This window comes from Pseudomonas sp. NPDC090208 (assembly GCF_044746785.1).
Taxonomy (GTDB): domain Bacteria; phylum Pseudomonadota; class Gammaproteobacteria; order Pseudomonadales; family Pseudomonadaceae; genus Aquipseudomonas.
Genome location: NZ_JBIVCU010000002.1, coordinates 163,303 through 190,268 on the forward strand (window position 1 = coordinate 163,303; position 26,966 = coordinate 190,268).

A 26,966-nucleotide genomic window follows, 5' to 3' on the forward strand; every position below is an offset into this window, starting at 1 on the left:
TAACGGAATAGTTCATTATGTCGGCGACTCAAAATTACGGCACTGGCCGTCGCAAGACCGCAACCGCACGCGTTTTCCTGCGTCCGGGCACCGGTAACATCTCCATCAACAACCGTTCCCTGGACGTGTTCTTCGGCCGCGAAACTGCCCGCATGGTAGTTCGTCAGCCGCTGGAACTGACCGAGACTGTCGAAAAATTCGACATCTACGTCACTGTCATCGGCGGTGGTGTGAGTGGTCAAGCTGGCGCAATCCGCCACGGTATCACCCGCGCTCTGATGCAATACGACGAATCCCTGCGCAGCGCTCTGCGTAAAGCAGGCTTCGTGACTCGCGACGCTCGCGAAGTTGAACGTAAGAAAGTCGGTCTGCGTAAAGCGCGTAAGCGTCCGCAGTACTCGAAGCGTTAATTCGCTCTTCGTTCAAAAAGAACGCTCAGTTTCCTCAGGAAACTGGGCGTTTTTTTATGGGCGTCTATTATTGGTGATGACAACGCGACGCGTCCGTGGATGCCCCGTTCTATAAGGCTTCCCCGTTTTCGCCAAATGGCAATTCCCTTGTGACATGAAGGGCTATTCATTACCATTCGGCAGGATTTTTTGACAGCTAGAAAAATAATTTAAAGAGAAGTCCGACCAAGCGGGCTTCTTGAAGCTGATGGGAGAGGACGGAATGAGCAATGACGGCGTGAATGCAGGCCGGCGTCGCTTCCTCGTCGCCGCCACATCCGTGGTTGGCGCGGCAGGAGCGGTGGGGGCTGCGGTCCCGTTCGTGGGGGCATGGTTTCCCAGTGCCAAAGCCAAAGCCGCTGGCGCACCGGTAAAAGTCAATATCAGCAAGATCGAGCCCGGTCAGCAGATGATCGCCGAGTGGCGTGGGCAGCCGGTCTTCATCGTCCACCGGACCCAGGAAATCCTCACCAACCTGGGCAAGATCACCGGCCAGCTCTCCGATCCCGAATCCAAGAACTCCACGCAGCCGACCTATGTCGACCCTGTCGTGCGCTCGATCAAGCCTGAGATCCTGCTGCTGATCGGTATCTGCACGCACTTGGGCTGCTCACCCACATTCCGCCCTGAAGTGGCACCGGCAGACCTGGGCAAGGACTGGGTCGGTGGTTACTTCTGTCCTTGTCACGGCTCTCATTACGACCTGGCCGGGCGCGTCTACAAGGCGCAACCAGCACCCCTGAATCTGCCAGTGCCGCCGCATTCCTACGAGTCGGACTCAATCATCGTCATTGGTGTCGATCAGGAGAAAGCGTAATGAGCAAATTCATGGACTGGATCGATGCACGCTTCCCTGCGACCTCCATGTGGGAAGACCATCTCAGCAAGTATTACGCCCCCAAGAACTTCAACTTCTTCTACTTTTTCGGCTCCCTGGCGCTGCTGGTGCTGGTCAACCAGCTAGTGACCGGCATCTGGCTGACGATGAGCTACACGCCGTCGGCGGAGGAGGCCTTCGCCTCGGTCGAGTACATCATGCGCGACGTCGAGTACGGCTCGATCCTGCGCCTGCTGCACTCCACGGGCGCTTCGGCGTTCTTTATCGTGGTTTATCTGCACATGTTCCGCGGCCTGCTGTACGGCTCGTATCAGAAGCCTCGGGAGCTGGTGTGGATCTTCGGCATGCTGATCTATCTGGCGCTGATGGCCGAAGCGTTCATGGGCTATCTGCTGCCATGGGGGCAAATGTCGTACTGGGGCGCGCAGGTGATCATTTCACTGTTCGGCGCGATTCCGGTGATCGGCAACGACCTGACCCAGTGGATTCGCGGCGACTACCTGATTTCCGGCATCACCCTGAACCGCTTCTTCGCCCTGCACGTGGTCGCGTTGCCCATCGTTATTCTCGGGTTGGTGGTGCTGCACGTGCTGGCGCTGCATGAGGTCGGTTCGAACAACCCGGACGGCGTCGATATCAAGAAGCTCAAGGATGAAAACGGCAAGCCGCTGGACGGCATCGCTTTCCATCCGTACTACACCGTCAAGGATATCGTCGGTGTCGTGGTGTTCCTGTTCATCTTTTGCTCCATCGTGTTCTTCTTCCCGGAGATGGGTGGTTACTTCCTGGAAAAACCGAACTTCGAGCAGGCCAACGCGTTCAAGACTCCGGAGCACATCGCGCCGGTGTGGTACTTCACGCCGTTCTACGCGATTCTGCGGGCGATTCCCGACAAGCTCATGGGCGTCATGGCCATGGGTGCGGCGATTGCGGTGCTGTTCGTGCTGCCGTGGCTGGACCGAAGCCCGGTCAAGTCGATGCGTTACAAGGGCTGGCTCAGCCGGATCTGGTTGCTGCTGTTTTGTGTGGCCTTCGTGATCCTCGGGATTCTGGGGGTTCTGCCGCCCAGCCCGGGACGCGCGTTGCTGTCGCAGGTGTGTACGTTCGTGTACTTCGCCTACTTCATCCTGATGCCGTTCTACACGCGCATGGAGAAGACAAAACCGGTTCCGGAAAGGGTGACTGGCTAATGAAAAAACTATTCGCTGTTTTGTTGCTTGCTGCGCTGCCTGCCTTGTCATTTGCCGCCGAGCACGGTGGTCCTGAACTGGAGAGCGTCGATATCGATGTCTCCGACAAGGTCGCCATGCAGGATGGGGCGCGAACCTTCGTCAACTATTGCATGGGCTGCCACAGCGCCAAGTTCCAGCGTTATGAACGGGTGGCCGATGATCTGGGCATTCCTCATGAGCTGATGCTGGAGAAGCTGGTGTTCACCGGTGCCAAGATCGGCGACCACATGACGGCCGGCATGCAGTCGGCCGATGCCAAGGTCTGGTTTGGTGCTGCGCCGCCCGATCTGACCCTGGTGGCGCGGGTGCGTGGCACCGACTGGCTGTATGGCTATCTGCGCTCGTTCTACGAGGATCCGGCGCGTCCATGGGGAGTGAACAACAAAGTGTTCCCCAATGTCGGCATGCCTAACGTGCTGGTCGGCCTGCAAGGGCGTCAGGTGGTCGGTTGCAAGCAGGTCCAGGTGGTCGAGAACGACAAGAAGCAATACGACCCGCTGACCGGTTCGCCATTGACCCACGAAGCCTGTGACCAGCTGACCATCGTGCCTAAGAGCGGCACCCTGACCGAAGAGCAGTTCGACGAAAAAGTGAAGAATCTGGTGACCTTCCTCGCTTACTCGGCGAACCCGGTCAAACTGCAACATCAGCGTATCGGCACCTATGTGCTGTTGTATCTGGCCATCCTGTTCATCTTCGCGTATCTGCTCAAGCGCGAATACTGGAAGGATGTGCACTGACCGGATGTCGGTCTGGCTGTAAATGGAACGCGCTCTGGAGAGCCTCGTTCGGGTAATGGACGCAGAGCGGGTATAGTGGCGAGCGAAAGATTGCAGAAATTACCTTGAGTAATGAGCTATCTTGTCGCCCGCGATGAACACCCGCTTATTGTGGATGTTGCCGGAGGCGCCTTCAGGGCGCGTTCGTTTTTTCTGCTTCTGAATATCCAACAAGCGAGGAGGACCGCCATGGGCGTGACCAATCGGTTGGCCTGTTACTCCGACCCCGCCGACCACTATTCCCACCGCGTGCGCATTGTGCTCGCCGAGAAAGGTGTCAGCGCCGAGATCATCGATGTTGTCGGTGGTCGCCATCCGGCCAAATTGATCGAGGTGAATCCGTACGGCAGCGTGCCGACCCTGGTCGATCGTGACCTGGCGGTGTACGAGTCGACTGTAGTGATGGAATATCTGGATGAGCGTTACCCGCATCCGCCGTTGTTGCCGGTTTATCCGGTGGCGCGCGCCAACAGCCGTCTGCTGATCCATCGGATTCAGCGCGACTGGTGCGGCCTGGTGGATGTGATTCTGGACCCGCGCAGCAAGGAGGCCGCCCGTGCCCAGGCGCGCAAGGAATTGCGCGAAAGTCTGACCGGTGTGTCGCCACTGTTCGCGGAGAAGCCTTTTTTCCTCAGTGACGAGCAAAGTCTGGTCGACTGCTGTCTATTGCCCATACTCTGGCGCCTGCCGATTCTGGGTATTGAATTGCCGCGGCCTGCCAAGCCGCTGCTTGATTATATGGAGCGCCAGTTTGCGCGTGAGGCATTCCAGGCAAGTCTGTCTGCTGCCGAACGTGACATGCGCTAAGGCCCGAGGAGCCGTTTGATGAACTCCAGTCGCCCCTATCTGATCCGCGCGCTGTACGAGTGGATTGTGGACAACGATTGCACGCCGCACATCCTGGTCAATGCCGAATACCCGGCGGTCCAGGTTCCGCAGGGTTTCGCCAATGACGGCCAGATCGTGCTCAACATCTCGCCAAGCGCCGTGCGCCATCTGCACATGGACAATGACGCGGTGAGCTTTGAAGGTCGCTTCGGCGGCGTCCCGCACAGTCTCTATGTGCCGGTCGCGGCCGTCATGGGCATTTACGCCCGTGAGAACGGGCAGGGCATGGTTTTCGATCTGGAGCCCGCCGTGGACGACGACGAAGATCTGGACGTGGACGACGACATGCCGCCACCGGATGACGAACCGCCGCGCCCGAGCGGCCGGCCGAGTCTGAAAGTGGTCAAGTGATCACGTCGCAACAATGAAAAAGGCGATCCCGAGGGATCGCCTTTTTTGTGTCTGATCTCTGTAGCGAAGACTCCGGCCCCTGTGGGAGCGAATTCATTCGCGATGCGGTGGCTCGGCTGACAGGCCTTCGTCGTCGAGAAAACCTGTCGCGAATGAATTCGCTCCTACAATGGCACCGCGATCAGAGCAATATCAGTCGATGTACTCGAACAGTTTGACGATCTTCTGCACGCCCGACACGCCCTGCACCAGGTTGGTGGCGCGGGTGGCTTCCTGTTGGGTCAGCAGGCCCAGCAGGTAGACGATGCCGTTTTCGGTCACGACCTTGATCCGCGAGCCGGGAATGGCGCTGTCAGTCAGCATTTCGGTCTTGATCTTGCTGGTCAGCCAGGTGTCGTTGCTGCGTGCAAGCATCGACGACGGTTGAATCACCTGCAGTTCGTTGCTGACCTTCTTCACCTTCTGCACCTGGCTTGCGGTCTGCTCGGCCAGTTGTTTGAGGTCGGCGCGCGGGGTCTGGCCCGCCAGCAGGACGACACCGTTGAAGCTGGTGACGACGATGTGCGAGTTGTTGTCCAGGTCAGGGCTGGCTTTGGCGATGTTCACGGCGACCTTGGTTTCGATCAGCGAGTCATCGATCTTGCTGCCCAGCGTGCGGGTGCCGCGATCGTCGTCGATAGGTGCTTCGCGACTGGCGTTGACCACCGAGCTGCATCCGCTGATGCCCAGGCAGAGTGTCAGAGCCAGCAGGCTGAAACGTTTGGATATCATTCTTCACTCCCGAACAATTGGCTGTCGATCAGATCGCAGAGGCAATGGATCGCCAGCAGGTGGACTTCCTGAATACGTGCAGTGACTTTGGCCGGGACGCGGATCTCGACGTCCTCCGGCAGCAGCAGCGAAGCGACGTCGCCACCGTCGCGGCCGGTCAGGGCTACGACAATCATTTCCCGGTCATGTGCGGCCTGGATGGCCTGGATGATGTTGGCCGAATTGCCGCTGGTCGAGATCGCCAGCAACACATCGCCCGGTTGCCCCAGTGCGCGGATCTGTTTGGAAAAGACCTCGTTGTAGCTGTAGTCGTTGGCAATCGAAGTGATGGTCGAGGTGTCGGTGGTCAGCGCAATGGCCGGCAGGCTCGGGCGTTCGCGCTCGAAGCGGTTGAGCAGCTCGGAGGAAAAGTGCTGGGCGTCACCGGCCGAACCGCCGTTGCCGCAGGCAAGCATTTTGCCTTCGTTGAGCAGCGCGTTGACCATCACCTGGCTGGCTTGCTCGATGTGCGGTGCAAGAACGTCCATCGCCTGTTGCTTGGTATCGATGCTGGCCTGAAAAAGCTGGCGAATTCGGGATTGCATGTCCATCTGTGTAAACCTTAATAGGGCCGGCTGGTCGGGCGATGTCTGAGACAGGTCATCGGCATCCCGGCACAAAACTGTGCAGCCCGCAAAGCAAAGAGCAAAAAAATCGGTGTGGTTGGGTGTCAGGGTGAAGCTACCGGCGCGTGCCTGTGCCGTTGCGTCGTGGCGTACTTGCCATCAACTGTCGAACGCATTCTTCAGCCAGTTCAATGCGGGGGCCTTGCCCGGATCGCCATTAATGGCGACGACATCGAAACGGCAGGGCGAATCGGCCCACTGCGCTTCACGCTGGAGGAACGACTGAGCGGCCAGAGTGAGCTTTTCCTGCTTGCGAAAATCGACGCTTTCCAGCGCGCCACCCCATCCTGCGTGGCGCCGATAGCGAACTTCGACGAATACTACTGTATCGCCGTCGAGCATGACCAGATCAAGCTCGCCGCGTTTGCACAGCCAGTTCTGCGTGATCAGCTGTAAACCGTGCTGCTGCAGATGGCGCAGGGCGCAGGCTTCAGCCTCGCGCCCTGCGGTATGACGGGGATCGCCTGGGGTCAAGGCGCGGTGTCCGGCAGGCGCTGGACGCGACCGTCGACGAACTGTGCCCACGGCAGTTGGCGCTCGATACGTTGGCCCTGGCCGATGGCCAGGCTGCCGGAAAGTCCATCGATGCGGCTTTCAGGCAGGGTCTTCAGTTGAGTCAGGCGTGGCGCCAGGCGATAGGCGTCGATGCCCATGGCGTACAGGCGACCCAGGCTGCCTGCGGCTTGTGGCCACTGGTTGGTGACTTGCTGGCGCAGCGGGTCGGCCGCGTTGAGCAGCCATGGGGTTTCGCAGAAGCGCACGCCGGCGAGGTCGTTGTACATCGCCTGGTCGCCGCTGTTGGTGAACAGGTGCGAGGTGGCGTAGACCGGCACGTCGCCGGCGTACTGGAAGACCATGGTCGGCTTGATCTGCTGAGCCTGTTGCGGAGTGGCGGCGAGGAACATGAAGTCGACGTCCTGGCGACGCGAAGGCTGTGCGGCCATTTGCGCGCCGGTGGTGCTTTGCAGGCGCTGTGCGCGACCTTCGCTGTTGCGCAGCTGGAACAGTTCGGCGACTTGCTGGGCAAGTGCGACAGGCTGGTCGATACGCTCCACACCCAGCAGCGTGCCGCCTTTGGCGGTCCAGCTTTGGCGGAAAGCGTTCAGAACGCGGTCGCCCCATTCGCCTTTCGGCACCATGGCGACAGCACTGCGCTTGCCGTCGGCCCAGGCGCGGCGCGCCACTTCACGGGCTTCGTCTTCGGCGGCAAGGCCGAACTGGAACAGCTCGGCCGGACCTTGCGTGGTGGCATCGCTGTAGTTCAGCGCCAGAGTGGTGATCGGCAGTTGCGGGTGGGCGCTCAGCTGTTTGACCAGTGGTTTTTCCAGTGGGCCGACCACCAGTTGCACGCCGGCAGCTTTGGCCTGGGCGTAGAACGCATCCATGGAGGTCACGCGGGAGCTGTCGAACACTTCAATCGCAGGCGGCTTCTGGCCGGCCTGTTGCGCTTGATAATGCGCAGCCATGAAGCCATCACGCAGCGCGCGGGCGACCGAGGCCAGCGGGCCATCCTGTGGCAGCAGCAGAGCGATCTTGGTCAGCGGTGCGCTTTTCAGCTCGCGCAGTTGTGCCAGCGAAGTCGGCAATTGGCGGGCTGCCGGGTGCTGCGGGTTCTGCGCTTTCCAGGCGTCGATGGCAGCCTGTTGCTGTTCGAGGGTGCCAGCGCCCTTGACTGCGCGGGCCAGGCTCAGCCAGCCACCCATGTCGTCGTTGGCGGTGCTTTGCAGCTGCTCTGGAGGCAACGCAGCGACCAGCGTCCAGATCGCGTCATTATTGGCGCTGAGGGCGTCGCCTTGCAGCAGCGGGCCCATGAACACGCGCTCGCTGGCGGCGGCAAGGGTCTGACCGTCGGCTTCCAGTGCACGGGCGCGGGCAGTGTGGACGCGAGTCTGCAGGTCGACCGGCATTTCACCCAAGTGTTGCAGGCTTGGGTGATTGAGAGCAGTCAGAGCAGCTTTGGGCTGGCTGCGGCCCAGTGCCAGTTCGGCGGCCAGGGTGTTGGCGTAGATCTGCTTGTCGGTCTTGAGCTGATCCATCTGCACCTGCTCAAGGATACTGGCGGCGCGCCCAGGGTTGTTCTGGCGGGCGGCCAGATCGGCAGCGGTTAGTCGGAGCAATGCGGCCTGATCGGGCGTCTTGGCCGCGGCGGCCTGCTCCAGCAGTTGTTCGATGGTAGCGTCGGGAGTGCGTGGCAACTCGCCGAGGCTGGAGGAGGGCGAACCGGCGCAAGCTGCCAACAGGGCAGCCAGGCAGAGGGCAGAGAACAGCCGCAGGCAAGCGATCATGTATATGTTCCTGATTCTCGAGCAAATTAGCGGGGAATTGTACCCAAGCACTGGTCGGGGCGCGACGTCGAGGGCGTTAATGCAGCGAAATGGGTCGTGTCAGGGTGTGCCGGTGCTTGTCGATCGCCTGCTTTTGACAGGTTGAACACGATTTGCGGGATGGGGGAGTGTGGGCGTCCATTTTTCAATCTCTCCGTGTGCGACGCCCGTTTGTGAGCGTCGTAGGCTGTACAATGCAGCCTTTTACAGAATGTGAGGTGTGCGCTTTGACTGCTCCGGGTGCTTTGAATTCCGCTACGGGCTCGCTTTATGTGGTGGCTACGCCAATCGGCAACCTGGACGACATGAGCGTGCGCGCGCTCAAGGTGTTGCGCGAAGTGGCGCTGATTGCTGCCGAAGATACCCGGCATTCATTACGGTTGATGCAACATTTCGGCATAGCGACGCCGCTGGCGGCGTGTCATGAGCATAACGAGCGCGAGGAAGGCAGCCGTTTTATTACCCGTCTGCTGGCCGGCGATGACGTGGCGCTGATTTCCGATGCGGGGACGCCGCTGATTTCCGATCCGGGTTACCACTTGGTGCGCCAGGCGCGCGCTGCGGGTATCCAGGTGGTGCCAGTGCCCGGCGCATGCGCGCTGATCGCGGCGCTGTCAGCAGCCGGGTTGCCCTCCGACCGTTTTATCTTCGAAGGTTTCCTGCCAGCGAAAGCGACAGGGCGCAAAGCGCGTCTGGAATTATTGAAGGAAGAGCCGCGCACGCTGATCTTCTATGAGGCGCCGCACCGGATTCTCGAATGCCTGCAGGATATGGAAGCGGTCTTTGGCGGCGAGCGCCCGGCGGTCTTGGGGCGTGAGCTGACCAAGACCTTCGAAACCCTCAAGGGGCTGCCACTGGCCGAGTTGCGTGCATTCGTCGAAGCGGACAGTAATCAGCAGCGCGGCGAGTGCGTGGTACTGGTCGCCGGCTGGAGCGAGCCTGAAGGTGAGGATGCGATCGGCGCCGAGGCGCGGCGTGTGCTGGACCTTCTGATGCAGGAGATGCCGCTCAAGCGCGCGGCGGCACTGGCGGCGGAAATCACCGGTGTGCGCAAGAACCTGCTTTATCAGGTTGCTTTGGACAAGCAGAAGGGCGAGTAATAAACGCTCGCAACAAAACGGCTAAAAGCGCGATATGCGACTTAAAGCTTGTTCTTGGGGCGTCGTGCCATTAACCTTGGCAGCGGAGAGTCGATTGGACAGTCGCTGCCTTTCATTGTTCCGCAATGAAGGGGGGAGGAAAGTCCGGGCTCCATAGGGCGGAGTGCCAGGTAACGCCTGGGAGGCGCGAGCCTACGGAAAGTGCCACAGAAAACAACCGCCTAAGCACTTCGGTGCCGGTAAGGGTGAAAAGGTGCGGTAAGAGCGCACCGCGCGTCTGGTAACAGTTCGCGGTCAAGGCAAACCCCACTCGGAGCAAGACCAAATAGGGTTCCTAGGCGTGGCCCGCGCTGGAACCGGGTAGGTTGCTAAAGATGTCCAGTGATGGCCATCGTAGAGGAATGACTGTCCTCGACAGAACCCGGCTTACAGATCGACTCTCCACCTTTTCTTCCCTTCTTTTTTGTCTCGCAGAACCCTCCTCGTAATTCCGAAAAAATCTTAAACCTCATAAATCACTTTAAGTTTGTGCGCGATGTTTCTGATATCCGTCAGATTTATCCGTAGGAACGCTCCGAATTTTTCCAGCAGTCCTCCAATACCTCACCTAAATCTCCGTCCTGTAAGGGTTTTCCTTGAGAAGTTGCCTTGACGGTGTGGTGGGCGCATTCCTATAGTGTGCGCAAGTGGCGGAAAGTGGCGTGAAGTGGGTTTTTTGAGCGCAAAAAGATAATATTCGGAGATCGCGCCTGTGTTCCGTGGTGCAAACGCAATCAACCTCGACGCAAAGGGTCGTCTCGCTATGCCGAGCCGGTACCGCGACGAGCTCGATTCGCGCAGCGCCGGCCAACTGATTGTGACCATTGATACCGTCGATCCATGCCTGTGCATCTATCCGCTCCCGGAATGGGAACTGATCGAAGCCAAGTTGCGTGAGCTTGCGACATTTCGCGAAGAAAACCGCCGTCTGCAGCGGCTGTTGATCGGTAATGCGGTTGATCTGGAACTCGATGGCAGTGGGCGATTTCTGGTACCGCCACGTTTGCGTGAATACGCCAAGCTCGACAAGCGAGTAATGCTGGTAGGCCAGCTCAACAAGTTTCAACTGTGGGATGAGGACGCCTGGAACGCACTTGCTGATGCGGACCTTGCGGCCATTCAAAAACCGGGTGCGATGCCCGATGAATTGCGTGATTTGATCCTGTGACTACGAATAGCGGCTTTACCCACATCACCGTACTGCTCGAAGAAGCCGTCGAGGCTCTCGCGGTGCGCGCCGATGGCTGCTATATGGACGGCACGTTCGGCCGTGGCGGACACAGCCGCCTCATCCTGCAGAATCTCGGGCCGGATGGCCGACTTCTCGGATTCGATAAAGATCCTCAAGCGATTGCCACCGGGCAAGCGCTGGCGGCCGAAGACGGCCGCTTTGTCGTTGTGCAGCGCAGTTTTGCGGAAATGGGCGCAGAGGCTCTGGAACGCGGCCTGGCCGGAAAGGTCAGCGGCATCCTTCTGGACCTCGGCGTGTCCTCGCCGCAACTGGACGACCCTGAACGTGGCTTCAGCTTCATGAACGACGGCCCGCTGGACATGCGCATGGACCCGAGCCGTGGCATCAGCGCTGCCGAGTTCGTCAACACCGCATCCGCCGAAGAGATCGCTCGCGTATTCAAGGAATACGGCGAAGAGCGTTTCGCTCGGCGCATGGCTGGCGCAGTCGTCGCTCGCCGTGAAACCCAGCCGTTCGAACGCACCGCCGATCTGGCTGAAGTGCTGAAAGTCGCCAACCCTGCGTGGGAAAAGGGCAAGAACCCGGCGACCCGCGCGTTCCAGGGCCTGCGCATTCACGTCAACAACGAACTGGGTGATCTGGAAGCTGGCCTTGATGCTGCACTGGAAAACCTCGAAGTCGGCGGTCGTCTGGTAGTGATCAGCTTCCATTCGCTGGAAGACCGCATCGTCAAGCTGTTCATGCGCAAGCTGGTCAAGGGCGAAGCGGACAACATGCCGCGCAACCTGCCGATCCGTCATCAGGCGTTCGAGCCGCGCATCAAATTGATCGGCAAGGCGCAATTCGCCTCCGACGCTGAAACCAAAGCCAACCCGCGCTCGCGCAGCGCGGTCATGCGTGTCGCGGAGAAACTCCGGTGAGCCGCGGTATGTTCAAGCCTCTGCCAGGCGGCAGCTTCTTCATGCTGCTGCTGTTCATTGCCGTGCTCGTCTCGGCCATCGCCGTTTCCTACAGCGCGCACTGGAACCGTCAACTGCTCAACTCGCTGTACTCCGAACTCAGCGTGCGCGACAAGGCGCAGGCCGAATGGGGCAGACTGATTCTTGAACAAAGCACCTGGACCGCCCACAGCCGGATCGAGGCCCTGGCCACCGATCAGCTGAAAATGCGTGTGCCGAATGCTGCCGATATCCGCATGGTGTCGCCATGATGAAACTCGACGGCGCCCTGTATCCGTGGCGATTCCGCGTCGTGGTCGGCTTGCTGACGATCATGGTGCTGGCTATTTCCTATCGCATCGTCGACCTGCAGGTCATTGACCGTCGCTTCCTGATCGAGCAGGGCGATGCGCGCAGCCTGCGTACCGTTTCGATCCCTGCTCACCGTGGTCTGATCACTGACCGTAACGGCGAACCGCTGGCGGTCAGTACTCCGGTCACCACCATCTGGGCCAACCCGTCGGAGATGCAGGCGGACAAGAGCAAGTGGGGCATCCTGGCGCAGGCGCTGGGGCAGGACCCGAAATCGCTGGCCGATCGCCTCAACGAGCAGGCGAGCAAAGAGTTCATCTATCTGGTTCGTGGCCTGACCCCGGAGCAGGGCCAGTACGTGCTCGATCTCAAGGTGCCGGGCGTTTACGGCAAGGAAGAATTCCGCCGCTTCTATCCGGCTGGCGATGTCACGGCCCACATGGTGGGCTTCACCGACCTCGACGACCACGGTCGCGAAGGTGTCGAGCTCGCCTACGATGACTGGCTTGCCGGCGTGCCCGGCAAGCGGCAAGTGATCAAGGATCGGCGCGGCAAGCTTATCAAGGATCTCCAGGTGAAGAAAAACGCCAAGGCCGGAAAGACCTTGGCTTTGTCTATTGATCTGCGCCTGCAATATCTGGCGACCCGCGAACTGCGCAACGCCATTCAGGAAAACGACGCCAAGGCCGGCAGCCTGGTGATCATGGACGTGAAGACCGGCGAAGTGCTGGCGATGGTCAACCAGCCGACCTACAACCCGAACAACCGTCGCACCATGGTGCCGGCGGCGATGCGTAACCGCGCCATCATCGACGTGTTCGAGCCGGGTTCGACCATGAAGCCGATCTCGATGACCGCCGCGCTGGACAGCGGCCGCTGGAAGCCGAGCGACAAGGTCGAGGTCTACCCGGGCACCCTGCAGATCGGCAAATACACCATTCGCGACGTGACCAAGACCGAAGGCCCGATCCTCGATCTGACCGGCATTCTGATCAACTCCAGTAACGTCGGCATGAGCAAGGTGGCCTTTGACGTCGGTGGCGAAGCGATCTTCCGCGCCATGCAGCGTGTCGGTCTGGGTCAGTACACCGGCCTGGGCTTCCCCGGCGAGCGCGTGGGCAACCTGCCGAACTACCGTGAATGGCGCAAGGCGGAAACCGCGACCCTGTCCTACGGCTACGGCCTGTCGGTGACGGCGCTGCAACTGGTGCACGCCTACTCGGCACTGGCCAACAACGGCAAGATCGTGCCGCTGACCATTCTCAAGACCGACAAGCCGGCCGAGTCGACCCAGGCGATTCCGGAAGCCACTGCCAAGACGCTGCAGACCATGCTCCAGGCGGTCATCGAAGACCCGCGCGGTGTGTACCGTGCCCGCGTGCCGTCGTACCACGTGGCCGGCAAGTCGGGTACCGCACGTAAAACGTCGGTGGGCACGAAGGGCTACGCCGAGAACTCTTACCGCTCGCTGTTTGCCGGCTTCGGCCCGATGAGCAACCCGCGTTACGCCATCGTCGTGGTCATCGATGAACCGAGCAAAGGCGGTTACTTCGGTGGTCTGGTTTCGGCACCGGTGTTCAGCAAGGTGATGTCGGGCACGCTGCGTCTGATGAACGTGCGCCCGGACAATCTCGCGCCCATTCCGCCTGAGCAGCAAGCCAACGCCGTACCGGCTGTTGTTCCTGTCAAAGGAGGACGGGGCTGATGTCTTTCAATCTGAGCAAGATCTTCGCGCAGAGCGACCGTGACCTGTTGATTCGCGAACTGACCCTGGACAGCCGCAAGGTGCGTCCGGGCGATCTGTTCCTGGCGATTCCGGGTCTGAAGGTCGACGGTCGCGACCATATTACCGACGCCATTGCCCATGGCGCGGCGGCCATCGCCTATGAAGTGGAAGGCGCCAAGGTGCTGCCGATCACCGACATTCCGATGATTCCGGTCAGAGGCCTGGCCGCGCAGCTGTCCGATATCGCCGGGCGTTTCTACGGCGACCCGAGCCGCAGCCTGAGTCTGGTTGGCGTCACCGGCACCAACGGCAAGACCAGTGTCACCGAACTGGTGGCCCAGGCGCTGGACAAGCTCGGTCAGCGCTGCGGCATCATCGGCACGCTGGGTACCGGTTTTCACAACGAATTGAAAAGCGGGATTCACACCACCCCCGATCCGATTTCCGTGCAGGCCACCATCGGTGAGCTGAAGTATGCCGGTGCCAAGGCGATTGCCATGGAGGTTTCCTCCCACGGTCTGGATCAGGGGCGGGTCACCGCGCTGGCGTTCGATGTCGCGGTGATGACCAACCTGTCCCGCGATCATCTGGATTACCACGGCACCATGGAAGCGTACGGCGCCGCCAAGGCCAAGCTGTTCGCCTGGAATGACCTGCGTTGCCGGGTGATCAACCTGGATGACGCCTTCGGTCGGCAACTGGCCGCCGAGCAACAGCCTTCGCGCTTGATCACCTACAGCCAGGAAGACAGCAGCGCGTATCTGTATTGCCGCGATGCGCAGTTCGATGACGACGGCGTGCGTGCCACGCTGGTGACGCCGCAGGGCGACTACGTGCTGCGCAGCAGCCTGCTGGGCCGTTTCAATCTGAGCAACGTGCTGGCGGCAGTCGGTGCGCTGCTTGGTCTCGACTACCCGTTGAGCGACATTCTCAAGGTGTTGCCGTCCCTGGAAGGGCCGGTGGGCCGCATGCAACGTCTCGGTGGCGGCGCGCGTCCGCTGGTGGTGGTCGATTACGCCCACACCCCGGATGCCCTGGAAAAAGTGCTGGCTGCCTTGCGCCCGCACGCCAAGGGGCAACTGGCCTGCCTGTTCGGCTGCGGCGGCGATCGCGATCGCGGCAAGCGTCCGTTGATGGCGGAAGTGGTCGAGCGTCTGGCCGACAAGGTGCTGGTCACCGACGACAACCCGAGAACCGAAGACCCGGCCCGGATATTCGACGATATCCGTGCCGGCTTCACAGCCGTGGACACGGTCGACTTTGTCGCCGGTCGTGGCAAGGCCATCGCGCAGATCATCGCCCAGGCCCAGGTGGCCGACGTGATCGTGCTGGCCGGCAAGGGCCATGAGGATTACCAGGAAATCGATGGCCAGCGCCATCCGTTTTCCGATCTTGAAGAAGCCGCCAAGGCACTGGACGCATGGGAGGCTGCACATGCTTAAGCCGCTTTCGTTCAGCGAACTGCTGGTGCCGCTCGATGCTCGTCGCGTCGGCGAAGACTGCAGCTTTTCCGCTGTCAGTATCGACAGCCGGGCCATTGCGGCCGGGCAACTGTTCGTGGCCTTGACCGGGCCGCGTTTCGACGGCCATGACTATCTGGATCAGGTAGCCGCCAAGGGCGCGGTCGGTGCGCTGGTCGAGCGTGAAGTACCGGGCAGTTCGCTGCCGCAACTGGTGGTGGCGGATACCCGCAAGGCATTGGCTCAGCTGGGTGCGATGAACCGCAACGCGTTCGTCGACAAACCGGTGGCGGCGATTACCGGCTCCAGTGGCAAGACCACGGTCAAGGAAATGCTCGCGAGCATCCTGCGTACCCGTGGTCCGGTGCTGGCGACACGCGGCAACCTGAACAATGAACTGGGTGTTCCGCTGACGCTGCTGGAACTGGCCCCTGAATTCGACGCTGCGGTGATCGAGCTCGGCGCATCGCGGGTGGGCGAGATTGCCTTCACCGTGAGCCTGACCCAGCCTCACGTGTCGGTGCTGACCAATGCCGGGACCGCCCATGTCGGCGAGTTCGGCGGGCCGGAAAAGATCGTTGAAGCCAAGGGCGAAATCATCGAAGGGCTGAATGCCAGTGGCACCGCGGTGCTCAACCGTGACGACAAGGCCTTCGCGATATGGGTTGCGCGCGCCGCCGGTCGCCGGGTGTTGAGCTTCTCGACCCACAACAGCGAAGCGGACCTGTACGCCAGCGATCTGGGTATTGATGCCCGTGGTTGCCCGGCGTTCACCCTGCACAGCCCGGCGGGCTCGGCACAGGTGCAACTGAATCTGCTGGGCGCGCACAACGTCGCCAATGCCCTGGCCGCAGCGGCCGCTGCCTACGCGCTGAACGTTTCGCTGCCAGGCATCGTCGCCGGGCTGAACAACGTGCAGCCGGTCAAGGGCCGTACCGTCGCGCAACTGGCGACCAACGGTATCCGCGTGATCGACGACACCTACAACGCCAACCCGACTTCCGTGGCCGCGGCGACCGACATTCTCACCAGTTTCCCGGGCCGCAAGGTGCTGGTGCTGGGCGATATCGGCGAGCTGGGCGACTGGGCCGAGCAGGGCCATCGCGACGTCGGCGCCTATGCTGCCGGCAAGGTCGACGCGCTGTATGCCGTCGGTCCGTTGATGGCCCATGCGGTCGCAGCTTTCGGGCAGGATGCCCGCCATTTTGCCAATCAGGCCGACCTGATCGAGGCGCTGGGCGCCGAGCAAGATAAAAACACCACCATTTTGATCAAAGGTTCGCGCAGCGCGGCGATGGAAAACGTCGTTGTCGCTCTCTGCGGACCTCAGACTTACCCCTTGAAGGCGGAGAAACATTAATGCTGCTGCTGCTGGCCGAGTATCTGCAACAGTTCTACAAAGGCTTCGCGGTCTTTCAGTACCTGACCCTGCGCGGGATTCTCGGCGTGCTCACCGCATTGTCGCTGTCGCTGTGGCTGGGCCCCTGGATGATCCGTGCCCTGCAGAACAAGCAGATCGGCCAATCGGTCCGTAACGACGGTCCTCAATCGCACCTGTCCAAATCCGGCACCCCGACCATGGGTGGCGCACTGATTCTGTCTGCCATCGGCATCAGCACCCTGCTGTGGGCTGACCTGACCAACCGTTACGTGTGGGTAGTGTTGATCGTCACGTTGCTGTTCGGCGCCATCGGCTGGGTCGATGACTACCGCAAGGTGATCGAAAAGAACTCCCGTGGCCTGCCAAGCCGCTGGAAATACTTCTGGCAGTCGGTGTTCGGCCTGGGCGCTGCGCTCTTCCTTTATATGACTGCGCAGACGCCGGTGGAAACCACACTGCTGATCCCGATGCTCAAGGACTACAGCATTCCGCTGGGCATCGGTTTCGTGGTGCTGACCTACTTCGTTATCGTCGGCTCCAGCAACGCGGTCAACCTGACCGACGGTCTCGACGGTCTGGCGATCATGCCGACGGTCATGGTCGGCGGCGCTCTGGGTATCTTCTGCTACCTGTCAGGTAACGTGAAATTCGCCGAATACCTGCTGATTCCTTACGTACCGGGCGCGGGCGAGCTGATCGTCTTCTGCGGAGCGCTGATCGGCGCAGGTCTGGGCTTCCTCTGGTTCAACACGTATCCGGCCCAGGTGTTCATGGGCGACGTCGGCGCACTGGCGCTGGGCGCAGCGCTGGGCACCATCGCGGTGATCGTCCGTCAGGAAATCGTCCTGTTCATCATGGGCGGCGTGTTCGTGATGGAAACCCTGTCAGTGGTCATTCAGGTTGCATCCTTTAAATTGACCGGCCGCCGCGTTTTCCGTATGGCGCCGATCCACCACCACTTTGAACTCAAAGGCTGGCCCGAGCCGCGCGTGATCGTCCGTTTCTGGATCATCACCGTGATTCTCGTGCTGATCGGCCTTGCCACGCTGAAACTGAGGTAAGAACGAGTGTCACTGATCGCTTCTGACCACTTCCGCATCGTTGTCGGCCTCGGCAAGAGCGGCATGTCCCTGGTTCGTTTCCTGGCGAACCGGGGCGTTGCCTTTGCTGTCGCCGATACGCGGGAAAACCCGCCAGAACTGGCGACCCTGCGTCGTGACTATCCGCAGGTGGAAGTGCGCTGTGGCGAGCTGGATGTGGAATTCCTCTGCCGCGCCGACGAACTGTATGTCAGCCCCGGTCTGGCGCTGGCCACGCCTGCGCTGCAACAGGCCGCTGCGCGTGGCGTGAAACTGTCCGGCGACATCGAGCTGTTCGCGCGTAACGCGAAGGCGCCGATCGTTGCCATCAGCGGTTCCAACGCGAAGAGCACCGTGACCACGCTGGTGGGCGAGATGGCGGCGGCAGCCGGCAAACGCGTCGCCGTCGGCGGCAACCTTGGCACCCCGGCGCTGGACCTGCTCAGCGACGACGTCGAGCTGTACGTCATGGAGCTGTCGAGCTTCCAGCTGGAAACCACTGACCAGCTTGGCGCCGAAGTGGCCACCGTGCTGAACGTCAGCGAAGACCACATGGATCGTTACAGCGGCCTGCCGGCCTATCACCTGGCCAAGCACCGGATCTTCCGTGGCGCGAGGCAGGTGGTGGTCAATCGTCAGGATGCACTGTCGCGACCATTGATCGGCGAGAGTGTGCCGTGCTGGACCTTTGGTCTGAACAAACCTGACATCAATGGCTTCGGTCTGCGAGAAGAGAACGGCGAAAAATTCCTCGCCTTCCAGTTCGAAAACCTGATGCCCGTCTCCGAATTGAAAATCCGTGGTGCGCACAATCAGGCCAACGCGCTTGCGGCGCTGGCTCTAGGCCATGCCGCCGGTCTGCCGTTCGAACCGATGCTCACGGCGCTGCGCAGCTTTGCCGGTCTGGTGCACCGTTGCCAGTGGGTGCGCGAGCGCAATGGCGTCAGCTACTACGACGACTCCAAAGCCACCAACGTCGGTGCGGCACTGGCCGCCATCGAAGGCCTCGGCGCGGACATCGGCGGCAAGTTGGTGCTGATCGCCGGTGGCGATGGCAAGGGCGCCGATTTCTCGGCCCTGAAAGCCCCGGTCGCGGCCCACTGCCGTGCGGTGATCCTGCTGGGTCGTGATGCCGAGCTACTCGCCGCGACCTTTGGCGACTCGGTGCCGCTGGTGCGGGTCAAAACCCTGGAAGAGGCGGTGCAACGCGCTGCCGAACTGGCGCAGGACGGCGACGCCGTGTTGCTGTCGCCAGCCTGTGCGAGCCTGGACATGTTCAAGAATTTCGAAGAGCGCGGACGTCTGTTCGCTCAGGCCGTGGGGGACTTGTCATGATCTTTGGCGTGATCAAGCCATACCCGTCGCCGATCATCAGCGGCCGTGGCATCGACGTCGACTTCCCGATGCTGGCCGGCTGTCTGGCGCTGCTCGGTCTGGGCCTGGTAATGATCACTTCCGCGTCGTCGGAAGTGGCCGCCGTGCAGTCCGACAACGCCCTGTACATGATGACCCGTCACCTGATCTATCTGGTGCTGGGTCTGGGCGCCTGTGTCGCGACCATGATGATTCCGGTCGCCACCTGGCAACGCCTGGGCTGGCTGATGCTGCTCGGCGCCTTCGGCCTGCTGATCCTGGTGATCGTGCCCGGGGTGGGGCGAGAGGTGAACGGCTCGATGCGCTGGATCGGCTTCGGCATGTTCAACGTACAGCCGTCGGAGATTGCCAAGGTGTTCGTGGTGATCTTCCTGGCCGGTTACCTGATTCGTCGACAGACCGAGGTCCGGGAAAGCTGGATGGGCTTCTTCAAGCCGTTCATCGTGCTGCTGCCGATGGCGGGTCTGTTGCTGATGGAGCCTGACTTCGGTGCGACCGTCGTGATGATGGGTTCGGCGGCGGCGATGCTGTTCCTCGGCGGCGTTGGCCTGTTCCGTTTCACCCTGATGGTGGTGCTGGCGGTCGGCGCAGTGTTCGTGCTGGTGCAGGCGCAGCCGTACCGGATGGCCCGTCTGATCACCTTCACCGACCCATGGTCCGACCAGTTCGGTTCCGGCTACCAGTTGACCCAGGCGCTGATCGCCTTCGGTCGCGGCGAGTGGTTCGGCGTCGGTCTGGGCAACAGCGTGCAGAAGCAGTTCTACCTGCCGGAAGCGCACACCGACTTCGTGTTCTCGGTACTCGCCGAAGAGCTGGGTGTGGCCGGTTCGCTGGCGACCGTGGCGCTGTTCGTGTTCGTCAGCCTGCGTGCGATGTACATCGGCATGTGGGCCGAGCGCGCCAAACAGTTTTTTGCCGCCTACACCGCTTACGGTCTGGCGTTCCTGTGGATTGGTCAGTTCCTGATCAACATCGGCGTGAACGTCGGCCTGCTGCCGACCAAGGGGCTGACCCTGCCGTTCCTCAGCTATGGCGGCAGTTCGTTGATCATCTGCTGCGCCAGTCTCGGACTGCTGCTGCGTATCGAATGGGAATCACGCAACAACATGGGCAGTGAAGAAGCCGAGTTCAAGGAAAGCGATTTTGCCGAGGAGCCCGCTCATGGCCGTCGGTAATGTGCTGATCATGGCAGGCGGCACCGGTGGCCACGTGTTCCCGGCGCTGGCCTGCGCCCGCGAGTTTCAGGCGCGCGGTTACACCGTGCACTGGCTGGGTACGCCACGGGGCATCGAGAACGACCTTGTGCCGGCAGCCGGGCTGCAATTACACCTGATCAATGTCACGGGCCTGCGTGGCAAGGGCCGTCTGTCCCTGCTCAAGGCGCCATTCATGCTTATCAAGGCGCTGTGGCAGGCGCGCAAGGTCGTGCGCCAGCTCAAGCCGGTGTGCGTGGTCGGCTTCGGTGGCTACGTCACCGGTCCGGGCGGCCTGGCCGCGAAGCTGGCCGGCGTGCCGCTGATCATTCATGAACAGAACGCTGTTGCCGGCACTGCCAACCGCAGTCTGGCGTCGTTCGCCAGCCGCGTATGCGAGGCGTTTCCGCAGACGTTCGCGGCTTCGGCCAAACGTCGTACCACCGGCAATCCGGTGCGTGCCGAACTGTTCTTCGAAACGCCGCGCCAGGAACTGGCCGGTCGCAAGCCGCGCCTGCTGGTGCTGGGCGGCAGCCTGGGCGCCGAGCCGCTGAACAAGCTGCTGCCCGAAGCGCTGGCCCAGGTGCCGGCGGACATCCGTCCTGAAGTGTTTCATCAGGCCGGCAAGAATCACGATGAGATCACCGGCGAGCGTTACCGCGCAGCGGGTGTCGAGGCGCAAGTGGCGCCGTTCATCAAGGACATGGCCCAGGCCTATGGCTGGGCGGATCTGGTGGTCTGCCGCGCAGGTGCGCTGACCATCAGTGAACTGGCGGCCGCGGGTCTGCCGTCGTTGCTGGTGCCGTTGCCCCATGCCATCGACGACCACCAGTCGCGTAACGCCGATTATCTGGCCCGCGAAGGCGCTGCCTTCGTCATGCCGCAAGCGACAACTGGCGCCGCCGAAATGGCCGCTCGCCTGAAAGAGGTTTTGATGCAACCCGAACAATTGAAACGCATGGCCATCACGGCTCGCCAACTGGCCAAGCCGGACGCCACCAACACCGTCGTCGATGTCTGCCTGGAGGTGGTCCATGGTTGAGAATCAACGCGCGATGCCACAGCCGGAAATGCGCCGTATCCGTCGCATCCACTTCGTCGGTATCGGTGGTGTGGGCATGTGCGGGATCGCCGAGGTGTTGCTGAACCTGGGTTACGAAGTGTCCGGCTCGGACCTGAAAGCTTCGCCGGTGACCGAGCGTCTGGAGTCGTTCGGCGCGCACATCTATATCGGCCACCGCGCGGAAAACGCCGCGACTGCCGACGTATTGGTGGTGTCCAGTGCCGTCAACACCTCCAACCCGGAAGTGGCGACCGCCCTTGAGCGCCGTATTCCGGTGGTACCACGTGCCGAAATGCTCGCCGAGCTGATGCGCTACCGCCATGGCATCGCAGTGGCCGGCACCCACGGCAAGACCACCACGACCAGCCTGATCGCTTCGGTGTTCGCGGCAGGTGGGCTCGATCCGACCTTCGTCATCGGTGGCCGTCTGAACGCGGCTGGCACCAATGCCCAGCTGGGCACCAGCCGTTACCTGATCGCCGAGGCCGACGAGAGTGACGCCAGCTTCCTGCACCTGCAGCCGCTGGTGGCCGTCGTCACCAACATCGACGCCGACCACATGGCGACCTACGAAGGCGACTTCAACAAGCTGAAGAAAACCTTCGTCGAGTTCCTGCACAACCTGCCGTTCTATGGACTGGCCGTGGTGTGCATCGACGATCCTGTGGTGCGCGACATCCTGCCGTCGGTCAAGCGCCCGGTGCTGACCTACGGTTTCGACGAAGCCGCCGACGTGCGTGCGATCAACGTGCGTCAGCAGGGCATGCATACCCATTTCACCGTGCTGCGTCGCGACCGCGAGCCGCTGGACGTGTCGGTGAACATGCCGGGCAATCACAACGTGCTCAACTCGCTGGCGACCATCGCGATTGCCACCGACGAAGGCATCAGTGACGAAGCCATCGTCCAGGGCCTGTCCGGGTTCCAGGGCGTTGGCCGACGCTTCCAGGTCTACGGTGAGCTGCCGGTTGAAGGTGGCAACGTGATGCTGGTGGACGACTATGGTCACCACCCGCGCGAGGTCGCTGCGGTGATCAACGCCGTGCGCGGTGGCTGGCCGGACCGCCGTCTGGTCATGGTCTATCAGCCACACCGCTACAGCCGCACCCGCGACCTGTACGACGATTTCGTTCAGGTGCTCAACGACGCCAACGTGTTGCTGCTGATGGAGGTCTACCCGGCCGGCGAAGAGCCGATTCCCGGTGCCGACAGCCGTCAACTGGCGCACAGCATCCGTCAGCGCGGTCAGCTGGACCCGATCTACATCGAGCGTGGCGTCGAGCTGGCGCCACTGGTCAAGCCGCTGCTGCGCGCTGGCGACATCCTGCTGTGTCAGGGTGCCGGCGACATCGGTGCGCTGGCGCCGCAACTGCTCAAGAGCCCACTGTTCAGCGGCGCCATCGTGGCGCCAAGCGAAGGTAAGCTGAAATGACAGCCGCCCTGCAATCCTCACTGCTGTCGACCCTGGAGCCGCAAGGCTTCGGTCGCGTGGCCGTGCTCTTCGGTGGCAAGAGTGCGGAGCGGGCAGTGTCCCTGAAATCCGGTCAGGCGGTGCTCGACGCGCTGCTGACCGGGGGCGTGGATGCGTTCGGCATCGACGTGGGCGAGGATTTCCTGCAGCGGCTGGTCAGTGAAAAGATCGACCGTGCGTTCATCGTGCTGCACGGTCGCGGTGGCGAAGACGGCACCATGCAAGGCCTGCTGGAGTGCCTGGGCATTCCTTACACCGGCAGCGGCGTGCTGGCTTCGGCGCTGGCGATGGACAAGCTGCGCACCAAGCAGGTCTGGCAGAGCCTGGGCTTGCCGACGCCGCTTCATGCGGTATTGGCCAGCGAAGCCGATTGTATTTCTGCGGCGACGGAACTGGGCTTTCCTTTGATCGTCAAACCCGCCCATGAAGGTTCCAGTATCGGTATGGCCAAGGTGACCGGCGTCGATGAACTGATCGCCGCATGGAACGCCGCCAGTACCTACGATTCGCACGTGTTGGTCGAACAATGGATTCAAGGTCCGGAGTTCACCGTCGCCACTCTGCGCGGGCAGGTATTGCCGCCCATCGGCCTGGGCACCCCCCACAGTTTCTACGACTACGACGCCAAGTACCTGGCGTCCGACACCCAGTACCGGATTCCCTGCGGCCTCGACGCCGCCAAGGAGCAGGAGCTCAAGGCACTGACAGCCCGGGCTTGCGAAGCCGTGGGCATCACCGGCTGGGCGCGTACCGATGTGATGCAGGATGCCGAGGGCCGGTTCTGGCTGCTGGAGGTGAACACCGTTCCCGGCATGACCGACCACAGTCTGGTGCCCATGGCCGCACGTGCGGCAGGGCTTGATTTTGAACAGTTGGTGTTGGCGATTCTGGCCGACAGTGTCCAGGTGCGAGGGTAAATCATGCACGGCGCGACGCTACGTCATCAGCAACCCGGATCCGGCCGCAAGCCGGTGCCTCGTGGTGCCAGTCGGATGGTGGCCAAGGAGCCCTTGTCGGCGCGCATGCCGAAACCGAGTTTCGGTTTTCTGCGCAGCCTGATGTGGCCGGTGCTGCTGGTGGTGTTCGGCTTCGCTTCCTATGAAGCGGCGGTGCGCCTGTTGCCGTACGCCGACCGGCCGATCTCGCGGATCAACGTGCAGGGCGACCTCAGCTACATCAGCCAGCAGGCCGTGCAGCAGCGGATTGCACCGTATGTGGCGACCAGCTTCTTCAACACCGATCTGGCCGGCATGCGCGCCGAGCTTGAGAAGATGCCATGGATCGCCCATGCCGAGGTCCGCCGCGTCTGGCCGGATCAGGTGGTGATCCGTCTGGAAGAACAATTACCGGTTGCGCGCTGGGGCGACGAAGCCCTGCTGAACAACCAGGGGCAGGCGTTCACCCCGCGTGAGCTGTCCAACTACGAACACCTTCCGCAGTTGTTCGGGCCTCAACGGGCTCAACAGCAGGTGATGCAGCAGTACCAGGTGCTGAGTCAGATGTTGCGCCCGCTGGGCTTCTCCATCGCTCGTCTGGAATTGCGCGAGCGAGGCAGCTGGTTCCTCACCACCGGTGCAAACAACGCAGGCCCCGGCCTGGAGTTGCTGCTGGGGCGTGACCATCTGGTGGAGAAGATGCGCCGCTTTATTGCCATCTACGAAAAAACGCTGAAAGAACAGATCACGAACATTGCGCGAGTAGACCTGCGTTACAACAACGGCCTGGCCGTTGGCTGGCGTGAGCAGGCACCAGCGCCAACGACGGACAAACCCGCCGTCGCGAAGAATTGATAAGAGGCAGGACCCATGGCAAACGTGCAAAGCGGCAAAATGATCGTCGGATTGGATATCGGTACCTCCAAGGTGGTGGCGCTGGTAGGCGAAGTCGCGGCTGATGGCACGCTGGAAATCGTCGGTATCGGCACCCACCCGTCACGCGGCCTGAAGAAGGGCGTCGTGGTCAACATCGAGTCGACCGTGCAGTCGATTCAGCGCGCCGTGGAAGAAGCGCAGCTGATGGCTGGCTGCCGCATTCACTCGGCGTTCGTCGGTGTTGCCGGTAATCACATTCGCAGCCTGAACTCCCACGGCATCGTGGCGATTCGCGACCGTGAAGTGAGCTCGGCAGACCTTGAGCGCGTCCTCGACGCCGCCCAGGCGGTCGCGATTCCGGCTGATCAGCGCGTCCTGCACACCCTGCCGCAGGACTACGTGATCGACAACCAGGAAGGCGTGCGCGAGCCGCTGGGCATGTCGGGCGTGCGCCTGGAAGCCAAGGTTCACGTCGTGACCTGCGCCGTCAACGCCGCTCAGAACATCGAGAAGTGCGTGCGCCGCTGCGGTCTGGAAGTCGACGACATCATTCTGGAGCAACTGGCTTCGGCCTACTCGGTACTGACTGACGACGAGAAAGAACTGGGCGTGTGCCTGGTGGATATCGGCGGCGGCACCACCGACATCGCCATCTTCACCGAAGGCGCGATTCGTCACACCGCGGTGATCCCGATTGCCGGCGATCAGGTGACCAACGACATTGCCATGGCGTTGCGCACCCCGACCCAGTACGCCGAAGAGATCAAGATCCGCTACGCCTGCGCCCTGGCCAAACTGGCCGGTGCCGGCGAAACCATCAAGGTGCCGAGCGTTGGCGACCGTCCACCGCGCGAGCTGTCTCGCCAGGCCCTGGCCGAGGTGGTCGAGCCGCGTTACGACGAACTGTTCACCCTGATCCAGGCCGAACTGCGTCGCAGCGGTTACGAAGACCTGGTGCCGGCCGGCATCGTGCTGACCGGTGGCACCTCGAAGATGGAAGGTGCGGTCGAACTGGCCGAGGAAATCTTCCACATGCCGGTGCGCCTGGGCGTGCCGCACAGTATCAAAGGGCTCGCGGACGTCGTTCGCAACCCGATCTACTCCACCGGTGTCGGCCTGTTGCTGTACGGACTGCAGAAGCAGTCCGACGGCATCTCGCTGTCCGGCCTGGCCGGCCCCGGTAGCAGTTATAGCGATGAACCAAAGGCACCCGTGTTTGAGCGCCTCAAACGCTGGGTCCAGGGGAATTTCTAAGTTTCAAAGTGGTAGGCAGGCAGTAGGCGATAAAAAACTAGAGAAGTGAAGGAGAGGGAACATGTTCGAGCTCGTAGACAACATCCCACAAAGTCCGGTAATCAAGGTTATCGGCGTCGGTGGCGGCGGCGGCAATGCGGTCAATCACATGGTCAAGAGCAACATTGAAGGCGTCGAGTTCATCTGCGCCAACACTGACGCTCAGGCACTGAAGAACATTGGCGCACGTACCATTCTGCAACTGGGTACCGGCGTGACCAAAGGTCTGGGTGCCGGTGCCAACCCTGAAGTCGGCCGTCAGGCTGCACTGGAAGATCGTGAGCGCATTGCGGAAGTTCTGCAGGGCACCAACATGGTCTTTATCACCACCGGCATGGGTGGCGGTACCGGTACCGGTGCTGCACCGATCATCGCCGAAGTGGCGAAGGAACTGGGCATTCTGACCGTTGCGGTGGTCACCCGTCCGTTCCCGTTCGAAGGTCGCAAGCGCATGCAGATCGCCGATGAAGGCATCCGCGCGCTGTCGGAAAGCGTCGACTCGTTGATCACCATTCCCAACGAGAAGCTGCTGACCATCCTGGGCAAGGACGCGAGCTTGCTGTCCGCATTCGCCAAGGCTGACGATGTACTGGCCGGTGCCGTTCGCGGTATCTCCGACATCATCAAGCGTCCAGGCATGATCAACGTCGACTTCGCCGACGTACGCACCGTGATGTCCGAAATGGGCATGGCGATGATGGGCACTGGCGCAGCCAGCGGTCCGAACCGTGCGCGTGAAGCGACCGAAGCGGCGATCCGTAACCCGCTGCTCGAAGACGTGAATCTGCAGGGTGCCCGCGGCATTCTGGTCAACATCACTGCCGGTCCTGACCTGTCCCTGGGTGAGTACTCGGACGTGGGTAGCATCATCGAAGCGTTCGCCTCCGAGCACGCCATGGTCAAGGTCGGTACCGTTATCGATCCGGACATGCGCGACGAGCTGCACGTGACCGTGGTTGCCACCGGCCTGGGTGCCAAGATCGAGAAGCCTGTGAAGGTGATCGACAACACCATGCAGACCGCACAAGCAGCACCTGTGCAGCAGCAGGCAGTGCGTCAGGAGCAGCCGTCGGTGAACTACCGTGATCTGGAGCGTCCGACCGTGATGCGCAACCAGGCTCACGCCGGTGCTACCGCTGCAGCGAAGATGAACCCGCAGGACGATCTGGATTACCTGGATATTCCAGCTTTCCTGCGTCGTCAGGCTGATTGATGATTTCTATCAGGGGTATAAGGG

Annotated in this window: 26 protein-coding genes and 1 other RNA gene; 23 read left to right on the forward strand and 4 right to left on the reverse strand. The window is 61.6% G+C overall.

Annotation, left to right across the window (positions count from 1 at the left end):
- Nucleotides 1-17 precede the first annotated feature (17 nt).
- From rpsI to ACIPL0_RS03810, 6 genes are all read left to right on the forward strand, one after another.
- Nucleotides 18-410, forward strand: coding sequence for a 30S ribosomal protein S9 (rpsI, locus tag ACIPL0_RS03785; protein ID WP_400593495.1), 393 nt, complete (start codon nt 18-20; stop codon nt 408-410).
- Between the two features lie 262 nt (nt 411-672).
- Entirely contained in the window at nt 673-1,266 is a 594-nt protein-coding gene (gene petA, locus ACIPL0_RS03790) for a ubiquinol-cytochrome c reductase iron-sulfur subunit (RefSeq protein ID WP_400593492.1), read from the forward strand.
- Entirely contained in the window at nt 1,266-2,477 is a 1,212-nt protein-coding gene (locus tag ACIPL0_RS03795; RefSeq protein ID WP_400593489.1) for a cytochrome bc complex cytochrome b subunit, read from the forward strand. The genes petA and ACIPL0_RS03795 overlap by 1 nt, the downstream gene beginning before the upstream one ends.
- A complete protein-coding gene (locus tag ACIPL0_RS03800) occupies nt 2,477-3,259 on the forward strand; it encodes a cytochrome c1 (RefSeq protein WP_400593487.1) in 783 nt (260 codons plus the stop codon). Before ACIPL0_RS03795 ends, ACIPL0_RS03800 begins: the two co-directional genes overlap by 1 nt.
- A gap of 228 nt (nt 3,260-3,487) precedes the next feature.
- A complete protein-coding gene (locus ACIPL0_RS03805) occupies nt 3,488-4,105 on the forward strand; it encodes a glutathione S-transferase N-terminal domain-containing protein (protein WP_400593955.1) in 618 nt (205 codons plus the stop codon).
- Nucleotides 4,106-4,123: 18 nt separating this feature from the next.
- Nucleotides 4,124-4,537 carry a ClpXP protease specificity-enhancing factor gene (locus ACIPL0_RS03810; protein WP_081565333.1) on the forward strand — a complete coding sequence of 138 codons (414 nt, stop codon included), beginning with the start codon at nt 4,124-4,126 and terminating at the stop codon, nt 4,535-4,537.
- 192 nt (nt 4,538-4,729) lie between these two features.
- Here the strand turns inward: ACIPL0_RS03810 and ACIPL0_RS03815 are convergent, their stop codons facing one another.
- The 4 genes from ACIPL0_RS03815 to ACIPL0_RS03830 all read right to left on the reverse strand — a co-directional run bounded on the left by ACIPL0_RS03815 (nt 4,730) and on the right by ACIPL0_RS03830 (nt 8,258).
- Complete coding sequence (locus ACIPL0_RS03815; protein WP_400593484.1) at nt 4,730-5,308, reverse strand: BON domain-containing protein; 579 nt, start codon at nt 5,306-5,308, stop codon at nt 4,730-4,732.
- Nucleotides 5,305-5,898, reverse strand: a complete 594-nt coding sequence (locus ACIPL0_RS03820) for a phosphoheptose isomerase (RefSeq protein ID WP_400593482.1) — start codon at nt 5,896-5,898, stop codon at nt 5,305-5,307. The genes ACIPL0_RS03815 and ACIPL0_RS03820 overlap by 4 nt, the downstream gene beginning before the upstream one ends.
- 174 nt (nt 5,899-6,072) lie before the next feature.
- Nucleotides 6,073-6,447, reverse strand: a complete 375-nt coding sequence (locus ACIPL0_RS03825) for a YraN family protein (protein ID WP_400593479.1) — start codon at nt 6,445-6,447, stop codon at nt 6,073-6,075.
- Nucleotides 6,444-8,258: a penicillin-binding protein activator gene (locus tag ACIPL0_RS03830; protein WP_400593476.1), complete on the reverse strand. Its 1,815-nt coding sequence runs from the start codon at nt 8,256-8,258 to the stop codon at nt 6,444-6,446. The genes ACIPL0_RS03825 and ACIPL0_RS03830 overlap by 4 nt, the downstream gene beginning before the upstream one ends.
- A 233-nt stretch (nt 8,259-8,491) precedes the next feature.
- On the opposite strand from ACIPL0_RS03830, the gene rsmI reads away from it, so the two are divergent.
- From rsmI to ftsZ, 17 genes are all read left to right on the forward strand, one after another.
- Nucleotides 8,492-9,397 carry a 16S rRNA (cytidine(1402)-2'-O)-methyltransferase gene (rsmI, locus tag ACIPL0_RS03835; protein ID WP_400593953.1) on the forward strand — a complete coding sequence of 302 codons (906 nt, stop codon included), beginning with the start codon at nt 8,492-8,494 and terminating at the stop codon, nt 9,395-9,397.
- A gap of 86 nt (nt 9,398-9,483) precedes the next feature.
- Nucleotides 9,484-9,842, forward strand: an RNA gene (rnpB, locus tag ACIPL0_RS03840) — RNase P RNA component class A.
- A 306-nt stretch (nt 9,843-10,148) separates the two neighbouring features.
- Nucleotides 10,149-10,604, forward strand: a complete 456-nt coding sequence (gene mraZ / locus ACIPL0_RS03845) for a division/cell wall cluster transcriptional repressor MraZ (RefSeq protein ID WP_037017349.1) — start codon at nt 10,149-10,151, stop codon at nt 10,602-10,604.
- Complete coding sequence (rsmH, locus tag ACIPL0_RS03850; RefSeq protein WP_400593473.1) at nt 10,601-11,548, forward strand: 16S rRNA (cytosine(1402)-N(4))-methyltransferase RsmH; 948 nt, start codon at nt 10,601-10,603, stop codon at nt 11,546-11,548. The genes mraZ and rsmH overlap by 4 nt, the downstream gene beginning before the upstream one ends.
- The gene (ftsL, locus tag ACIPL0_RS03855) at nt 11,545-11,838 is read left to right on the forward strand and encodes a cell division protein FtsL (protein ID WP_400593470.1); all 294 of its coding nucleotides are present in this window, start codon (nt 11,545-11,547) and stop codon (nt 11,836-11,838) included. Before rsmH ends, ftsL begins: the two co-directional genes overlap by 4 nt.
- Entirely contained in the window at nt 11,835-13,583 is a 1,749-nt protein-coding gene (locus ACIPL0_RS03860; RefSeq protein WP_400593467.1) for a peptidoglycan D,D-transpeptidase FtsI family protein, read from the forward strand. Before ftsL ends, ACIPL0_RS03860 begins: the two co-directional genes overlap by 4 nt.
- Nucleotides 13,583-15,046: a UDP-N-acetylmuramoyl-L-alanyl-D-glutamate--2,6-diaminopimelate ligase gene (locus ACIPL0_RS03865; RefSeq protein ID WP_400593464.1), complete on the forward strand. Its 1,464-nt coding sequence runs from the start codon at nt 13,583-13,585 to the stop codon at nt 15,044-15,046. The genes ACIPL0_RS03860 and ACIPL0_RS03865 overlap by 1 nt, the downstream gene beginning before the upstream one ends.
- On the forward strand, nt 15,039-16,424 hold the full coding sequence (gene murF / locus ACIPL0_RS03870) for a UDP-N-acetylmuramoyl-tripeptide--D-alanyl-D-alanine ligase (RefSeq protein ID WP_400593461.1): 1,386 nt from the start codon (nt 15,039-15,041) through the stop codon (nt 16,422-16,424). Before ACIPL0_RS03865 ends, murF begins: the two co-directional genes overlap by 8 nt.
- Nucleotides 16,424-17,506, forward strand: coding sequence for a phospho-N-acetylmuramoyl-pentapeptide-transferase (mraY, locus tag ACIPL0_RS03875; protein ID WP_400593458.1), 1,083 nt, complete (start codon nt 16,424-16,426; stop codon nt 17,504-17,506). Before murF ends, mraY begins: the two co-directional genes overlap by 1 nt.
- 6 nt (nt 17,507-17,512) lie before the next feature.
- Nucleotides 17,513-18,859 (forward strand): UDP-N-acetylmuramoyl-L-alanine--D-glutamate ligase, encoded by a 1,347-nt coding sequence (gene murD, locus ACIPL0_RS03880; protein WP_400593455.1) that lies wholly within the window; start codon nt 17,513-17,515, stop codon nt 18,857-18,859.
- Nucleotides 18,856-20,073 carry a putative lipid II flippase FtsW gene (gene ftsW / locus ACIPL0_RS03885; RefSeq protein WP_400593453.1) on the forward strand — a complete coding sequence of 406 codons (1,218 nt, stop codon included), beginning with the start codon at nt 18,856-18,858 and terminating at the stop codon, nt 20,071-20,073. The genes murD and ftsW overlap by 4 nt, the downstream gene beginning before the upstream one ends.
- Complete coding sequence (murG, locus tag ACIPL0_RS03890; RefSeq protein ID WP_400593450.1) at nt 20,060-21,133, forward strand: undecaprenyldiphospho-muramoylpentapeptide beta-N-acetylglucosaminyltransferase; 1,074 nt, start codon at nt 20,060-20,062, stop codon at nt 21,131-21,133. Before ftsW ends, murG begins: the two co-directional genes overlap by 14 nt.
- Nucleotides 21,126-22,586: a UDP-N-acetylmuramate--L-alanine ligase gene (murC, locus tag ACIPL0_RS03895; RefSeq protein ID WP_400593447.1), complete on the forward strand. Its 1,461-nt coding sequence runs from the start codon at nt 21,126-21,128 to the stop codon at nt 22,584-22,586. The genes murG and murC overlap by 8 nt, the downstream gene beginning before the upstream one ends.
- Nucleotides 22,583-23,542, forward strand: a complete 960-nt coding sequence (locus ACIPL0_RS03900) for a D-alanine--D-alanine ligase (RefSeq protein WP_400593444.1) — start codon at nt 22,583-22,585, stop codon at nt 23,540-23,542. Before murC ends, ACIPL0_RS03900 begins: the two co-directional genes overlap by 4 nt.
- Before the next feature lie 3 nt (nt 23,543-23,545).
- Nucleotides 23,546-24,415: a cell division protein FtsQ/DivIB gene (locus ACIPL0_RS03905; RefSeq protein ID WP_400593441.1), complete on the forward strand. Its 870-nt coding sequence runs from the start codon at nt 23,546-23,548 to the stop codon at nt 24,413-24,415.
- Nucleotides 24,416-24,430: 15 nt separating this feature from the next.
- Entirely contained in the window at nt 24,431-25,690 is a 1,260-nt protein-coding gene (ftsA, locus tag ACIPL0_RS03910; protein ID WP_400593438.1) for a cell division protein FtsA, read from the forward strand.
- A 61-nt stretch (nt 25,691-25,751) separates the two neighbouring features.
- Nucleotides 25,752-26,942: a cell division protein FtsZ gene (gene ftsZ, locus ACIPL0_RS03915; protein WP_400593435.1), complete on the forward strand. Its 1,191-nt coding sequence runs from the start codon at nt 25,752-25,754 to the stop codon at nt 26,940-26,942.
- The last annotated feature ends 24 nt before the right edge of the window (nt 26,943-26,966 follow it).

Coding starts and splice junctions, on each gene's coding strand:
- rpsI (WP_400593495.1), top strand. CDS start 18: ATGTCGGCGACTCAAAATTACGGCACTGGCCGTCGCAAGACCGCAACC.
- murG (WP_400593450.1), top strand. CDS start 20,060: ATGGCCGTCGGTAATGTGCTGATCATGGCAGGCGGCACCGGTGGCCAC.
- ftsA (WP_400593438.1), top strand. CDS start 24,431: ATGGCAAACGTGCAAAGCGGCAAAATGATCGTCGGATTGGATATCGGT.
- murF (WP_400593461.1), top strand. CDS start 15,039: ATGCTTAAGCCGCTTTCGTTCAGCGAACTGCTGGTGCCGCTCGATGCT.
- ACIPL0_RS03810 (WP_081565333.1), top strand. CDS start 4,124: ATGAACTCCAGTCGCCCCTATCTGATCCGCGCGCTGTACGAGTGGATT.
- ACIPL0_RS03795 (WP_400593489.1), top strand. CDS start 1,266: ATGAGCAAATTCATGGACTGGATCGATGCACGCTTCCCTGCGACCTCC.
- ftsZ (WP_400593435.1), top strand. CDS start 25,752: ATGTTCGAGCTCGTAGACAACATCCCACAAAGTCCGGTAATCAAGGTT.
- ACIPL0_RS03815 (WP_400593484.1), bottom strand. CDS start 5,308: ATGATATCCAAACGTTTCAGCCTGCTGGCTCTGACACTCTGCCTGGGC.
- rsmI (WP_400593953.1), top strand. CDS start 8,492: ATGCAGCCTTTTACAGAATGTGAGGTGTGCGCTTTGACTGCTCCGGGT.
- ACIPL0_RS03860 (WP_400593467.1), top strand. CDS start 11,835: ATGATGAAACTCGACGGCGCCCTGTATCCGTGGCGATTCCGCGTCGTG.
- mraY (WP_400593458.1), top strand. CDS start 16,424: ATGCTGCTGCTGCTGGCCGAGTATCTGCAACAGTTCTACAAAGGCTTC.
- ACIPL0_RS03865 (WP_400593464.1), top strand. CDS start 13,583: ATGTCTTTCAATCTGAGCAAGATCTTCGCGCAGAGCGACCGTGACCTG.
- murC (WP_400593447.1), top strand. CDS start 21,126: ATGGTTGAGAATCAACGCGCGATGCCACAGCCGGAAATGCGCCGTATC.
- ACIPL0_RS03820 (WP_400593482.1), bottom strand. CDS start 5,898: ATGGACATGCAATCCCGAATTCGCCAGCTTTTTCAGGCCAGCATCGAT.
- ACIPL0_RS03800 (WP_400593487.1), top strand. CDS start 2,477: ATGAAAAAACTATTCGCTGTTTTGTTGCTTGCTGCGCTGCCTGCCTTG.
- ACIPL0_RS03900 (WP_400593444.1), top strand. CDS start 22,583: ATGACAGCCGCCCTGCAATCCTCACTGCTGTCGACCCTGGAGCCGCAA.
- ftsW (WP_400593453.1), top strand. CDS start 18,856: ATGATCTTTGGCGTGATCAAGCCATACCCGTCGCCGATCATCAGCGGC.
- petA (WP_400593492.1), top strand. CDS start 673: ATGAGCAATGACGGCGTGAATGCAGGCCGGCGTCGCTTCCTCGTCGCC.
- ACIPL0_RS03805 (WP_400593955.1), top strand. CDS start 3,488: ATGGGCGTGACCAATCGGTTGGCCTGTTACTCCGACCCCGCCGACCAC.
- ACIPL0_RS03905 (WP_400593441.1), top strand. CDS start 23,546: ATGCACGGCGCGACGCTACGTCATCAGCAACCCGGATCCGGCCGCAAG.
- ACIPL0_RS03830 (WP_400593476.1), bottom strand. CDS start 8,258: ATGATCGCTTGCCTGCGGCTGTTCTCTGCCCTCTGCCTGGCTGCCCTG.